General features: G+C 55.9%; 15 protein-coding genes. 5 read left to right on the top strand and 10 right to left on the bottom strand.

Going from position 1 to position 11,898, the window contains the following annotated elements; translation table 11 throughout:
- Positions 1-27: 27 nt before the first annotated feature.
- The 5 genes from lpp to GVO84_RS09470 form a co-directional block, all read right to left on the bottom strand.
- Positions 28-264, bottom strand: coding sequence for a murein lipoprotein Lpp (gene lpp, locus GVO84_RS09450; RefSeq protein ID WP_001082307.1), 237 nt, complete (start codon positions 262-264; stop codon positions 28-30).
- Between the two features lie 309 nt (positions 265-573).
- Positions 574-1,995, bottom strand: a complete 1,422-nt coding sequence (gene pykF / locus GVO84_RS09455) for a pyruvate kinase PykF (RefSeq protein WP_023335415.1) — start codon at positions 1,993-1,995, stop codon at positions 574-576.
- A 7-nt stretch (positions 1,996-2,002) separates the two neighbouring features.
- Complete coding sequence (locus GVO84_RS09460; RefSeq protein WP_418921897.1) at positions 2,003-2,299, bottom strand: hypothetical protein; 297 nt, start codon at positions 2,297-2,299, stop codon at positions 2,003-2,005.
- Positions 2,300-2,372: 73 nt separating this feature from the next.
- Positions 2,373-3,518, bottom strand: a complete 1,146-nt coding sequence (locus tag GVO84_RS09465) for a trans-sulfuration enzyme family protein (RefSeq protein ID WP_159515620.1) — start codon at positions 3,516-3,518, stop codon at positions 2,373-2,375.
- Between the two features lie 11 nt (positions 3,519-3,529).
- Entirely contained in the window at positions 3,530-4,900 is a 1,371-nt protein-coding gene (locus GVO84_RS09470) for a pyridoxal-phosphate dependent enzyme (RefSeq protein ID WP_159513965.1), read from the bottom strand.
- A gap of 400 nt (positions 4,901-5,300) precedes the next feature.
- Between GVO84_RS09470 and GVO84_RS09475 the strand changes: the two genes are divergently transcribed.
- The 4 genes from GVO84_RS09475 to fumD all read left to right on the top strand — a co-directional run bounded on the left by GVO84_RS09475 (position 5,301) and on the right by fumD (position 8,144).
- Positions 5,301-6,323 (top strand): methionine ABC transporter ATP-binding protein, encoded by a 1,023-nt coding sequence (locus GVO84_RS09475; protein WP_159513966.1) that lies wholly within the window; start codon positions 5,301-5,303, stop codon positions 6,321-6,323.
- A complete protein-coding gene (locus tag GVO84_RS09480) occupies positions 6,316-6,984 on the top strand; it encodes a methionine ABC transporter permease (protein ID WP_063142944.1) in 669 nt (222 codons plus the stop codon). Before GVO84_RS09475 ends, GVO84_RS09480 begins: the two co-directional genes overlap by 8 nt.
- Positions 6,985-7,011: 27 nt before the next feature.
- Positions 7,012-7,824, top strand: coding sequence for a MetQ/NlpA family ABC transporter substrate-binding protein (locus GVO84_RS09485; protein WP_003857677.1), 813 nt, complete (start codon positions 7,012-7,014; stop codon positions 7,822-7,824).
- A 110-nt stretch (positions 7,825-7,934) separates the two neighbouring features.
- Positions 7,935-8,144, top strand: a complete 210-nt coding sequence (gene fumD, locus GVO84_RS09490; RefSeq protein WP_008500615.1) for a fumarate hydratase FumD — start codon at positions 7,935-7,937, stop codon at positions 8,142-8,144.
- Here the strand turns inward: fumD and GVO84_RS09495 are convergent.
- The 4 genes from GVO84_RS09495 to GVO84_RS09510 are packed head-to-tail and all read right to left on the bottom strand — an operon-like array spanning position 8,125 to position 11,207.
- Positions 8,125-8,811: an amino acid ABC transporter permease gene (locus tag GVO84_RS09495; protein ID WP_121423476.1), complete on the bottom strand. Its 687-nt coding sequence runs from the start codon at positions 8,809-8,811 to the stop codon at positions 8,125-8,127. The two genes, fumD and GVO84_RS09495, sit on opposite strands and share 20 nt — an antisense overlap.
- Positions 8,795-9,571 carry an amino acid ABC transporter permease gene (locus GVO84_RS09500; RefSeq protein ID WP_159513967.1) on the bottom strand — a complete coding sequence of 259 codons (777 nt, stop codon included), beginning with the start codon at positions 9,569-9,571 and terminating at the stop codon, positions 8,795-8,797. Before GVO84_RS09500 ends, GVO84_RS09495 begins: the two co-directional genes overlap by 17 nt.
- The gene (locus GVO84_RS09505; protein WP_159513968.1) at positions 9,571-10,386 is read right to left on the bottom strand and encodes an amino acid ABC transporter ATP-binding protein; all 816 of its coding nucleotides are present in this window, start codon (positions 10,384-10,386) and stop codon (positions 9,571-9,573) included. The genes GVO84_RS09500 and GVO84_RS09505 overlap by 1 nt, the downstream gene beginning before the upstream one ends.
- Before the next feature lie 2 nt (positions 10,387-10,388).
- On the bottom strand, positions 10,389-11,207 hold the full coding sequence (locus GVO84_RS09510) for an ABC transporter substrate-binding protein (RefSeq protein WP_159515621.1): 819 nt from the start codon (positions 11,205-11,207) through the stop codon (positions 10,389-10,391).
- A 257-nt stretch (positions 11,208-11,464) separates the two neighbouring features.
- Here GVO84_RS09510 and GVO84_RS09515 point away from each other — a divergent pair, with 257 nt between their 5' ends.
- Complete coding sequence (locus GVO84_RS09515) at positions 11,465-11,632, top strand: hypothetical protein (protein ID WP_014831607.1); 168 nt, start codon at positions 11,465-11,467, stop codon at positions 11,630-11,632.
- A 92-nt stretch (positions 11,633-11,724) separates the two neighbouring features.
- Here GVO84_RS09515 and GVO84_RS09520 read toward each other — a convergent pair whose 3' ends face one another.
- Positions 11,725-11,865: a hypothetical protein gene (locus tag GVO84_RS09520; RefSeq protein ID WP_003857665.1), complete on the bottom strand. Its 141-nt coding sequence runs from the start codon at positions 11,863-11,865 to the stop codon at positions 11,725-11,727.
- Positions 11,866-11,898 lie beyond the last annotated feature (33 nt).

Raw genomic sequence — 11,898 nt, forward strand, 5'->3', positions numbered from 1 at the left:
TGTGCGCCATTTTATTAACAGGTACTATTACTTACGGTATTTAGTAGCCTGGTTGTCCAGACGCTGGTTAGCGCGAGCTGCGTCGTCTTTAGCAGCCTGAACGTCGGAACGCATTGCGTTCACGTCGTTGCTCAGCTGGTCAACTTTAGCGTTCAGAGTCTGAACGTCAGAAGACAGCTGATCGATTTTAGCGTTGCTGGAGCAACCAGCCAGCAGAGTAGAACCCAGGATTACCGCGCCCAGTACCAGTTTAGTACGATTCATTATTAATACCCTCTAGATTGAGTTAATCTCCATGTAGCGTTACAAGTATTACACAAAGTTTTTTGGGTTGAGAATATTTTTTTGATGGGAATACACCTATTTTTGATCGTTCGCTCAAAGAAGCATCGAATCAGCCCTTTTTGGGCAAAAATCTATGTAAAAAAAGGCATTTATCATCGGATTCATCTTAGATAATTCGCAATTAAATAGAGAAACCCGATTTGCAATTTGAATGACTTTGGCTAATGCCGGGAATAAAAAAAGCGCCCGGCGGGCGCTTTTTATCAAAATTAATTCGTTCGGGAATTATTACAGCACGTGAACAGATGCGGTATTGGTGGTTCCGCTTGGTACCAGCGCGCCAGAAACCATGACCACAACGTCACCTTTCTGTGCCAGACCGCGATCAACCAGCTCCAGCGCCACTTCTTTACCCAGGCGGTAGAAATCATCCGTAGAGGCGATCTCTTTCACCAGGTGAGGGATCACGCCTTTGCTCAGCACCAGCTGACGGGCAGTGGTTTCGTTGGTGGTCAGCGCCAGGATAGTCGCATCCGGGAAGTATTTACGCACCGCGCGAGCAGATTTACCGCCCTGGGTGGCAACCACGATCAGCGGTGCTTCCAGTTTCTCAGCCGTTTCTACTGCACCGCGGCAAACCGCTTCGGTGATGCGCAGCTTGCGGCTGTCGTTGTTGTAGTCCAGACGGCTTTTCATTACGCGGTCGGTACGTTCGCAGATGGTGGCCATGATGGACACCGCTTCCAGCGGATATTTACCTTTCGCGGATTCGCCGGACAGCATAACGGCATCAGTACCGTCGAGGATGGCGTTTGCCACGTCGCCTGCTTCTGCGCGGGTAGGGCGTGGGTTTTTGATCATGGAGTCCAGCATCTGCGTTGCGGTGATAACCACTTTACGCGCGCGCACGCATTTCTCGATCATCATCTTCTGCGCGAAGATCACTTCTTCAACCGGGATTTCTACGCCCAGGTCGCCACGTGCAACCATGATGCCGTCAGACGCTTCGAGGATTTCGTCGAAGTTGTTCAGGCCTTCCTGGTTTTCAATTTTGGAGATGATCTGGATCTTCTCGCCGCCGTGCGCTTTCAGGTGCTCACGAATTTCAACCACGTCTGAGCGCTTACGGATGAAGGAGGCCGCAACAAAGTCAACGCCTTGTTCACAGCCGAAGATCAGGTCCTGTTTGTCTTTTTCAGCCAATGCTGGCAGTGCGATAGAGACGCCCGGCAGGTTAACGCCTTTGTTTTCGCCCAGGTCGCCGTTGTTTAGCACTTTACAGATAACCTTGTTGCCTTCGATCGCGGTGACTTCCATACCGATCAGACCATCGTCTACCAGCACGGTGTTACCGACGGACAGATCGCTGGTGAAGCCTTCGTAGGTCACTGCAACGATTTCGCTGTTGCCGACAACGGATTTGTCGGTGGTGAAGGTGAAGGTCTGGCCCGCTTTCAGGGAAACGTCGTTACCGCCTTCCAGTTTGATGGTACGGATTTCTGGACCTTTGGTATCCAGCAGGATCGCCGCTTTTTTACCGGTCTTGCTCATCACGTTGCGCAAGTTCTGGATACGCTGACCGTGTTCTGCGTAGTCACCGTGGGAGAAGTTCAGACGCATCACGTTCATGCCGGCGTCCAGCATCTTGGTCAGCATCTCTTCAGATTCGGTTTTCGGGCCGATAGTACAAACAATTTTCGTCTTTTTCATGACAGTCTTAGTCTTTAAGTTGGGAAGGATATGGAAATCTCGCTCCGGGGGCGCACCGCCGCGGAGTCAAACCTGTGTTGCAAAAGAGTATATGACACGCACTAAGGATAGGAGACATCAAATGAGCGTGCAGAAGAAAGTGTGCCTGAGTGACAGCCCAACGAAGGAGAGGAGAAGTTGTACGTTGTTTTTTGTATTCCAAGCGCTGAAACCATTCACCAGGGATTAGGCGCGCATTATACGCTGATTTTAAGATAAAAGGAAAATGGAAACGGTGTTTCAGAAATAATCTATGCAGTTTCACATAATATTGTTATCAAGGCGTTAAGCCATGATGACAACTTATGGCGGCAGGTGATTGACCTGCCGCGTTTTGCTTATTTTTGCAGCGCCTGGCTGAGGTCGGCAATCAGGTCTTTCGGATCTTCAATCCCGACTGACAGACGGATCAGCTGCGGCACAATGCCGTTTGCGAGGCGTTGCTCCAGCGGAATCGAGGCGTGCGTCATGCTGTAAGGCTGGCTCACCAGGCTTTCCACGCCGCCGAGGCTTTCCGCGAGGGTGAACAGCTTCAGGTTGCGAATCACCTCGGTGGCGCGTTGCGCATCGCCTTTTACCACGACGGAAATCATGCCGCCGGGCAGCGCCATCTGCGTGCGGGCAAGCTGATACTGTGGATGCGACTCCAGGCCGGGATAGAACACCTTTTCGACCAGAGGATGCTGATCCAGCCATTGCGCAATCGTCAGCGCGTTGGTGCTGTGCTTTTCTACCCTCAACGCTAGCGTGCGAATACCGCGCAGTGTCAGGAAGCTGCTGAACGGATCCAGGACGCCGCCCACCGCGTTTTGCAGATAGCCCAGCCTATCCGCCATTTCCTTGTTGTCCCCGACAATCGCCAGTCCGGCCACCACGTCAGAATGGCCGTTCAGGTATTTGGTGGCGGAGTGCACCACGATATCGAAACCCGACTCCAGCGGACGGTGGATCACCGGCGACGCGAAGGTGTTATCCGCCACGCTGATGACGTTATGACGACGGGCGATCGCCGCAATGGCCGCCAGATCCGCCAGCTTCAGCAGCGGGTTGGTTGGCGTCTCGACCCACACCATGCGGGTATCCGGGCGAATGGCGGCCTCAAGCCCGGCTAGGTCGTCCGGCTTAACCCAGCTGACCTGCAGGCCGGTGCTGCGCTTGCGCACGTTCTCAATCAGGCGGTACGTCCCACCGTAAACGTCATCGATGGCGACAATATGGCTGTCTTTATCCAGCAGTTCGAGCACCGTGGAGATGGCCGCCAGACCGGAGGCGAAGGCGTAGCCGCGCGTGCCGCCTTCGAGTTCGGCGATGGCGGTTTCCAGCGCGTGGCGTGTGGGGTTGCCGCTGCGGGAATACTCATAGCCGGTATGCTCGCCGGGTGACGGTTGCGCAAACGTCGAGGTAGCGTAAATCGGCGGCATGACGGCACCGTGCTGGTCGTTGAACTCGCCGCTGTGTACGCTCAGGGTAGCCAGGTTTTTCATCATCTATTCCTTTATTGCTGAAGACGGTTGCGCCAGGCGGTCAGAACGTCGCTGCGCGTAATCAGACCGAGAAAACGGTCGTTGTCATTAATCACGGCCACCAGACCGCGGTCGAAGATGGCGTTCAGGGCGCTTTCCGGGGCGTGTTTATCCAGGAACTCCACCTGACGCGTCATGGCTGCCGTCACCGGAAGCGAGAAGCGATCGCCGTCGCCGCCGATATGCCGCAGGAGATCCCACTCGTCGATAATGCCCACCACCTTGCCGTTCTCCAGCACCGGCAGCTGGGAGATGTCATACAGACGCATGCGTGCCAGTACGGTGGAAAGCGTGTCGTCCGGGGCGGCGGTGACGGTGGTGCCTTCATCGTGGCGCAGGGCGATGTAGTCAGAGAGATCGCCGGCCTGAGGGCGCGTGATGAGCCCTTGCTGACGCATCCAGTCATCGTTGAACATCTTCGAGAGGTACTTATTGCCGCTGTCGCAGGCGAAGGTCACCACGCGCTTCGGCGCGGTCTGCGCCTGGCAATATTTCAGCGCGGCCGCCAGCAGCGTGCCGCTGGAGGAGCCCGCCAGAATGCCTTCCGTTTTCAGCAGATCGCGCGCGGTGGTGAAGGCTTCGCGGTCGGTGATGCGCCAGGCGCGATTCACCCCTTCGATGTGGGCCAGCGGCGGAATAAAGTCTTCGCCAATACCCTCAACCAGCCAGGATCCCGCGTCGTGGTAGCGTCCGGTTTCCACCTGGTCGGCCAGAACGGAACCGGCCGGGTCAGCCAGGACAAACTCCGTGTGCGGAGAGTGCTCGGCGAACCACGCCTGCAGGCCGCCCAGGGTACCGCCTGAGCCGACGCCCACCACGATGGCGTCGATCCTGCCGTCAAGCTGCTCGTACAGTTCCGGCGCCGTGGTGGTGCGGTGCGCCAGCGGGTTGGCTTCGTTATTGAACTGGTCGATGTAAAACGCGCCGGGCAGCTCGTTGGCCAGGCGCTGGGCGTAATCCTGGTAGTAGGCGGGGTGGCCTTTGTTAACGTCGGAGCGGGTTAGCACCACCTGGGCTCCCAGCGCGCGCAGGTGGAAAATCTTCTCGCGGCTCATTTTGTCCGGTACCACCAGGATCAGCGAGTAGCCTTTCTGGGCGGCGATCAGCGCCAGGCCGAGACCGGTATTCCCCGCCGTGGCCTCAATAATCGTGCCGCCCGGCTGCAGCTGCCCGGTACGCTCCGCTTCGTTAATCATCGACAGCGCGACGCGATCCTTAATGGAACCGCCCGGGTTCTGGTTTTCCAGCTTCAGGAACAGCGAGCAGGGACCGGTATCAAGCTTATGCAATTGGATAAGCGGGGTACGACCAATCAGTTCAGTGACGGAGTGATAAATCGTCATGATGTTTTCCTTTCTGGATGTCATGACGGGATGATAGGGCGGTGAAATTTTCTCAATAAAGAACCATTCACTGCCCTTTAGAACGGAAAAGAATATATATGCCATTTTTGGAAGTCAGGACAGCAAGACGTAAAGTTGTCTGGATGTGAGGATGGCTATATCGGCATGAAATGCTGCAAAAATGACCGTTTTTCGCGGCCATCTACCGGCAGATATGCATCCGGCAGATAATCATTGCTGAAATTGGTCTAAATACTCCCCACCCGCTCAATCCGCTGTTTATATCCGAAAGTTATAACAAATTCTTTTTTGGTCATTTAAAACCTGATAACGCCTGTTTACTATCGTTTGGACATCCATACTGCTAAACAGCCATACGCGAAACGGATAAAGAATAAGAATGATCGTACTCAGGAATATTTCGAAGGTTTTTGACAACGGAAAGGTCGCGCTGACTGCCGTTGATAACGTCAATTTGACGATAGAGCAGGGACAGATTTACGGAATTATCGGCTACAGCGGAGCCGGGAAAAGCACGCTGATTCGTCTGCTGAACGGCCTGGAAAAACCCAGCGCCGGAAGCGTCACCATTAAAGGGCAGGATATCTCTGCTGCAAAGGGTGAAGCGCTGCGCCAGGCGCGTCTGAAAATCAGCATGGTGTTCCAGCACTTCAACCTGCTGTGGTCGCGCACCGTGAGCGAGAACATCGCTTTCTCAATGCAAATCGCCGGTGTGCCAAAAGCCAATATCAAGGCGCGCGTCGCCGAGCTGGTGGAGCTGGTAGGCCTGAAGGGGCGTGAGCATGCCTACCCGTCCCAGCTGAGCGGCGGGCAAAAACAGCGCGTCGGTATTGCCCGCGCGCTGGCAAACAGCCCTGACGTGCTGCTCTGCGATGAAGCCACGTCCGCGCTAGACCCGCAGACCACCGATCAGATACTCGATCTGCTGCTGGATATTAACCGTCGTTTCAAACTGACCATCGTGCTGATCACCCACGAGATGCACGTGGTGCGCAAAATCTGCGACCGCGTGGCGGTGATGGAGAACGGTAAAGTCGTGGAAGAGGGCGACGTGCTGAGCGTCTTTACCCATCCGCAGCAGCCGATTACGCAGCAGTTTGTCCGCCAGGTGAGCCAGTATGCCGAAGAGGAAACTTTCAATACCGAACTGGCAAAGGATCTGGAAGGCACGGTCATCAGGCTGACCTTTACCGGGCACAGCACCCATAAGCCGATCGTGGGTGAACTGACCCTGCGCTACGGCCTGCCGTTTAACATCCTACACGGGAAAATGACGCAAACCGCCCACGGCGTGTTTGGTCAGCTCTGGGTACATGTCGTGGCTTCCGATGAACAACTGAACAATATCCTCGCCGACCTGCAGCACAGCGATATTGAAGGCGAGGTGATTAAACATGGCTGAGAATCTCTTTCCGCATCTAAAGTGGGATCAGCTCTGGGCGGCGACGCTCGAGACGCTGTACATGACCGCACTGTCAGGCGTGGCGACGTTTGTTCTGGGGCTCGTGCTGGGGCTGGCGCTGTTTTTAACCGCGCGCGGCGGGCTGTTCCACAACCGCACGGTCTACAGCGTCATTTCGATTGTGGTGAACGTGTTCCGCTCTATTCCGTTCATCATCCTGATTGTCCTGCTGATCCCGTTCACCAAGACCGTCGTCGGCACCATTCTTGGCGCCAACGCGGCGCTTCCGGCGCTGATTGTGGGCGCCGCACCGTTCTACGCACGCCTGGTGGAGATCGCCCTGCGTGAAGTGGATAAAGGCGTCATAGAAGCAACGCGCTCGATGGGCGCACGACTGAGCACGTTAGTGTTTCGGGTTTTACTGCCGGAATCATCACCTGCACTGGTATCAGGTATTACGGTGACGCTGATTGCGCTGGTGAGCTACAGCGCAATGGCGGGGGTGATTGGCGCCGGTGGTTTGGGAAATCTGGCTTATCTGGAAGGATTCCAGCGCAACCATGGTGACGTCACGCTGGTGGCAACGGTGACCATTCTGATCATCGTTTTCATTATCCAGTTCTGCGGCGATGTCATTACTTCACTGTTAGACAAAAGATAATCTCTAATAACACACAGGAACCACATCATGAAAAAAACACTGACACTGATCGCCGCCGCAACCCTGAGCGCCCTGAGCTTCGCTTCCTGGGCCGATACCCTGACCGTGGGTGCATCCAACACGCCGCACGCCGAAATTCTGGAGCAGGCAAAGCCGATTCTGGCGAAGCAGGGTATCGACCTGGAGATTAAACCGTTCCAGGACTACATTCTGCCGAACACCGCGCTGGCGGGTCATGACATCGACGCGAACTATTTCCAGCACATTCCTTACCTGAACAGCGTGCTGAAAGATCATGCGGGCGATAAAGACTACGATTTTGTCAGTGCGGGCGCGATCCACATTGAGCCAATTGGCATCTACTCCAAAAAATACAAGTCGCTGAAAGACCTGCCGGAAGGTGGCAAGATCATCATGCGTGACGCGGTTTCAGAAGAAGGGCGCATTCTCTCCATCTTCGAGAAAGAGGGCGTGATCAAGCTGAAGCCGGGCATCGATAAAGTGACCGCGCGCATCAGCGATATCGTCGAGAACCCGAAAAAGCTGCAGTTCACGCCTAACGTGGAAGCCTCTCTGCTGCCGCAGATGTACAACAACGACGAAGGCGCTGCGGTGGTGATCAACGCCAACTACGCGATTGATGCGGGTCTGGACCCGGTTCACGACCCGATTGCGGTAGAGAGCGGTGAAAACAACCCGTACGCCAACATCATTACCGTGCACCGCGGTGACGAGAAGAAGAAAGATATCGTCGCGCTGGTGAACGTGCTGCACTCGAAAGAGATTCAGGACTGGATCCGCACCAAGTACAAAGGCGCGGTTATTCCAGTAAACAACTAATGTACTGATTTTACAGATGAAGCCCGGCGAGTCTCTCGCCGGGCTTCTTTTTTGTATCCGGCAGTAGAATCATTTAAGCTCAACGTTTAAAAGGCAATGGAGTGATGACGATGGGTAACGTGACCAAAGATGAAGCGCTGTACCAGGAGATGTGCCGGGTGGTCGGGAAGGTGGTGCTTGAGATGCGTGATTTAGGGCAGGAGCCAAAGCATATTGTCATTGCCGGAGTCCTGCGTACCGCGCTGGCGAACCAGCGCGTTAAACGCAGTGAATTGACAACCGAAGCGATGGAAACGGTGGTTAAAGCGCTGGCCGGGTAAAGCGCCAGCGTTTCGCAAGCTGCTCGAGCGAGCAGCAGAGCAGGTAGTAGACCACGCCCGTAAAGATAAAAATGGCCGCCGGGTAGATTTGCACCCGGTTGTTGACCTGTCCCGCCACCGTGGTCAGTTCCGGTACGTTCACGATAAACGCCAGCGACGTATCCTTCAGCAGGCTGATAAAAATCCCCACCAGCGACGGCAGAATATTCCTCAGCGCCTGCGGCAGCAGCACGCGCAGGAGGGTTTGCTGCGTGCTGAATCCCTGAGACAGTGCGGCCTCGTACTGCCCGGACGGTAGCGCATTAAGCCCGGCCAGCACCGAGTGCATTACGGTTGCCGCGGTAAACCAGGCCAGGGCCAGCGTGACGGTAAGCGCCCCCGGCAGATCGCCTCCGGTCATAAGCGGCAGGAGATACCACATCCAGAAAATCACGAAGATGAGCGGAATACCGCGAATCAGCTCTGCCCATAAAAAGAGGGCCTTTCGCACAAGCCCGGTAAAGCGCCAGGCCAGACACGCGAGCACTATCCCGCCGGGCAGAGCGATGACGGCGGCCCCAATCGCCATTATCAACGAGAGCAGTACGCCCCCCGGTTCACCCGTTGCCGCGCGTCCCCACAGCAGATAATCGAGGTTATCGGTGATGACATTAAGTCCGGCAATCATGTTTTTCACTCCCTGAGGTGGCGACGTTTGGGCGTTTACGTTTCGCTTCAGGTCCGATGCGAACCAGCACCATCCCCATGACCAGGCCGGTCAGCAGATAGAGTGCGGTTCCGAGGGTAAATGCCTCCAGCGCGTGCGCGTTATAGCTCTCGATCTGCCTGACCTGATAGGTCAGCTCGGCAAAGCCAATTCCGCTCGCGAGCGAGGAGAGCTTCATCAGATTAAGGTACTGGCCCACGACCGGCTGCCAGGCGTTGGCCAGGCCCTGCGGCAGAAGAATGTAACGAAACAGACGCCACGCGGAGAATCCCTGAGCGAGCGCCGCCTCCCGCTGTCCGGCAGGCACGGAACGTAACCCCGACTCCACCTCTTCGATTAGAAACGCCGAGGTAAAGACGCCCAACCCCCAGGCAGAACATAAAAATTCGGGCGTAAACCACCAGATGTCGCCGGGCAGAATTGACCAGCTGTGATCCGCGTTCACCGCGTCGCGGAACGCCTGCGGTAGTCCGTTCCAGGCGGCAAAATACCAGAACAGCAGCTGCACCAGCAGCGGCGTATTGCGAAACAGCGATACCCAGCTGCTGACGACCGCGTTCCCGAGGCGTCCGCCGGAAAGGCGCAGAAGCATAAAGAGCAGTGCGAGCAGGCTGGCCAGCAGCATCCCGGCAAGCGTTACCCACAGAGTGGTGAGGAATCCGGAGAGTATCCACTGCAGAGGCTGTCCGGTCAGTACCCCCTGCCAGTCGAGCGCGGGCATTACAGATGCTCCTGATGCATCGGGTTGAGCACCTTTTGCAGGAACCGCTGCGCGCGCGGATGCGACGGCTGGCTGAAAAACTGCGCCGGCGGCGCGGTTTCCAGAATTTGCCCGCCGTCGATAAAGACAATCCGGTCGGCAATTTCCCGGGCAAACTGCATCTCGTGGGTCACCACGATCATCGTGATCCCGCTGTGGGCGAGGGCTTTCATTACGTACAGCACTTCACCAATCATCTCCGGATCCAGCGCGGAGGTGGGTTCATCGAACAGAATGATTTGCGGTGAAGAGGCGAGGGCGCGGGCAATCGCGACGCGCTGCTGCTGTCCACCGGAAAGCTCTGCCGGGAAATGGTGGGCTTTTTCCAGCATTCCGACCTTCTCCAGCAGGGTCAGCGCGCGCTCCTGGGCAGGCTGCGGCTTCCAGCCGTGAACGTGCTCCTGGGCCAGGGTGATGTTCTGGCTGGCGGTGAGGTGGGCGTAAAGATTGAACTGCTGGAACACAAACCCCACGCGGCTGCGCAGCTGGCGCAGCCCGGTACCGGAGAGCTTTCCGGTAGGCTTGTTGTCGATCAGAATCTCTCCGCCGCTCAGAGTTTCAAGCTGGTTGATGAGACGAATCAGGGTGGATTTACCGGAGCCCGAGGGGCCGAGGATGGCGACCACTTCACCGGGCGTGATGGTGAGATTTATGTCGTTTAAAACCTGATGGTCACCGTAGCGTTTGTCCACATGACGAAACTCGACGCTGGCCTGTTCCAGATGTGAAAAATCCGCGGCACCGGCCGCGGAGTGTGAAAATAAACCTGAGAGCATAATTATCTGGCTTCTATTTTAAAGGCGCGAGGCTGTGGGGCTGGGGTGCCTGGACCAAACCAGACGTCGTAGATTTTTGCCGCCTGGCCGTTCTTCTCGAGATTGACCAGCTCGTCGTTGACGGCTTTCAGCAGCGCCGTTTCACCTTTCTTCACCCCAACGCCAATCTCTTCTTTACTGAGCAGGTCGGGCAGGATTTTAAAGCTCGCTTTATCCGGTGCCTGCGCCAGCAGACCGGCCAGAATGGTGCTGTCCTGGGTGATGGCCTGCACGTTACCGTTGCGCAGTGCCGTCAGCGCCAGGGGAATATCGTCATACGAGAGCACGCGCGACTGCGGGAAACGCTGGTGCAGCGCCTGCTCGCCCGTCGTTCCCTTGACCGCGCCAATGCGCGCCCGGCTATAGTCATCAAGCTTGTCCGGGGACTTAGCCGGGACCAGGAACTGCTGGCCGGTGACGAAGTAAGGGGTCGAGAAATCAATCACCTGCGCGCGTTCCGGGGTGATAGTAATATCCGCCACGATCAGATCTGCTTTCCCGGACTGCAGCAGCGGAATACGGTTAGCCGGATTAGTGGCAACCAGTTCAAGCTTCACGCCGAGCGATTTTGCAAGCGCTTTGGCGAAGTCCACGTCATAACCCACGATCTCGTGCGTTTTTGCATCAATAGAGCCAAACGGCGGGTTGGCGTCAAACGTGGCCACTTTCACCACCCCTGCGGCCTTAATATCCGCCAGCTGATCGGCCTGCGCCTGCGCTGAAAGCAGGCTGCCCGCCGCCAGTAATCCCAGAACCAGTGTCCGTTTGGTAAACCCTTTCATGTTTGCTGCCATAGTCATTCGCCATCCCGTTGTTTTTGTTTTACCCCGCTACGCTCCCATAAGCGAAAGCTATCGCCAAATAAGAAATCGTTCTTTGCTATGAGCAAAAAAGCATTAGTGAACAAGGTGTTAATGAAGAGTGAAAAGAACGGGATGCTATTTGCAAATCCTGCACATCGACAGTGGATTTTGGTATTTCCCCCGCGCGGCATTTGAGTGCTTAACTGAGGTCAGACACGGCGAGAGAGGGTAAGACGATGAAAAAGTGGATCAGCACGTTACGGCGGTTTTTTGCGACCCGACCAGTGAATGCGGAGAACAGCGCGCAACGTGTTCTTGAGTCAATCCTGCCTGTCGCCAGCCTGTATGGCGTGGACGTTGCCAACATTGACCCGGAGTGGTTCCATGATAAAACGTCACGCTGAACTGCGCCGCACGCGCGAAACGTACTGGAACGAGGTGTGCGTGACGTTTAACGAGTGAAATAAAAAAGCACCGGTTTCCCGGTGCTTTTTTATTAGATCTTGCAGGCATCGCCGCAGTCATCGTCGGCGACAATCGCCTGCGCTTTTTTGTCCGCATCGTCCAGACGTTCCGCATTACGCTCTTCGGCTTCATCCAGACCGTTAAAGACTAAGTTATCGAGATCAATTTCCATGTGGCACCTGCTCAGTTCAGTTTTTGATACTGG

The organism is Enterobacter sp. SM3, assembly GCF_009811935.2.
GTDB lineage: Bacteria > Pseudomonadota > Gammaproteobacteria > Enterobacterales > Enterobacteriaceae > Enterobacter > Enterobacter asburiae_D.

Bases quoted from the DNA above. Each gene is read 5' to 3' on its own strand.
- GVO84_RS09485 (WP_003857677.1), top strand. From the start codon at position 7,012: ATGAAAAAAACACTGACACTGATCGCCGCCGCAACCCTGAGCGCCCTG.
- GVO84_RS09520 (WP_003857665.1), bottom strand. From the start codon at position 11,865: ATGGAAATTGATCTCGATAACTTAGTCTTTAACGGTCTGGATGAAGCC.
- GVO84_RS09500 (WP_159513967.1), bottom strand. From the start codon at position 9,571: ATGCCCGCGCTCGACTGGCAGGGGGTACTGACCGGACAGCCTCTGCAG.
- GVO84_RS09510 (WP_159515621.1), bottom strand. From the start codon at position 11,207: ATGAAAGGGTTTACCAAACGGACACTGGTTCTGGGATTACTGGCGGCG.
- GVO84_RS09465 (WP_159515620.1), bottom strand. From the start codon at position 3,518: ATGAAAAACCTGGCTACCCTGAGCGTACACAGCGGCGAGTTCAACGAC.
- GVO84_RS09515 (WP_014831607.1), top strand. From the start codon at position 11,465: ATGAAAAAGTGGATCAGCACGTTACGGCGGTTTTTTGCGACCCGACCA.
- GVO84_RS09470 (WP_159513965.1), bottom strand. From the start codon at position 4,900: ATGACGATTTATCACTCCGTCACTGAACTGATTGGTCGTACCCCGCTT.
- GVO84_RS09480 (WP_063142944.1), top strand. From the start codon at position 6,316: ATGGCTGAGAATCTCTTTCCGCATCTAAAGTGGGATCAGCTCTGGGCG.
- GVO84_RS09475 (WP_159513966.1), top strand. From the start codon at position 5,301: ATGATCGTACTCAGGAATATTTCGAAGGTTTTTGACAACGGAAAGGTC.
- fumD (WP_008500615.1), top strand. From the start codon at position 7,935: ATGGGTAACGTGACCAAAGATGAAGCGCTGTACCAGGAGATGTGCCGG.
- pykF (WP_023335415.1), bottom strand. From the start codon at position 1,995: ATGAAAAAGACGAAAATTGTTTGTACTATCGGCCCGAAAACCGAATCT.
- lpp (WP_001082307.1), bottom strand. From the start codon at position 264: ATGAATCGTACTAAACTGGTACTGGGCGCGGTAATCCTGGGTTCTACT.
- GVO84_RS09505 (WP_159513968.1), bottom strand. From the start codon at position 10,386: ATGCTCTCAGGTTTATTTTCACACTCCGCGGCCGGTGCCGCGGATTTT.
- GVO84_RS09495 (WP_121423476.1), bottom strand. From the start codon at position 8,811: ATGATTGCCGGACTTAATGTCATCACCGATAACCTCGATTATCTGCTG.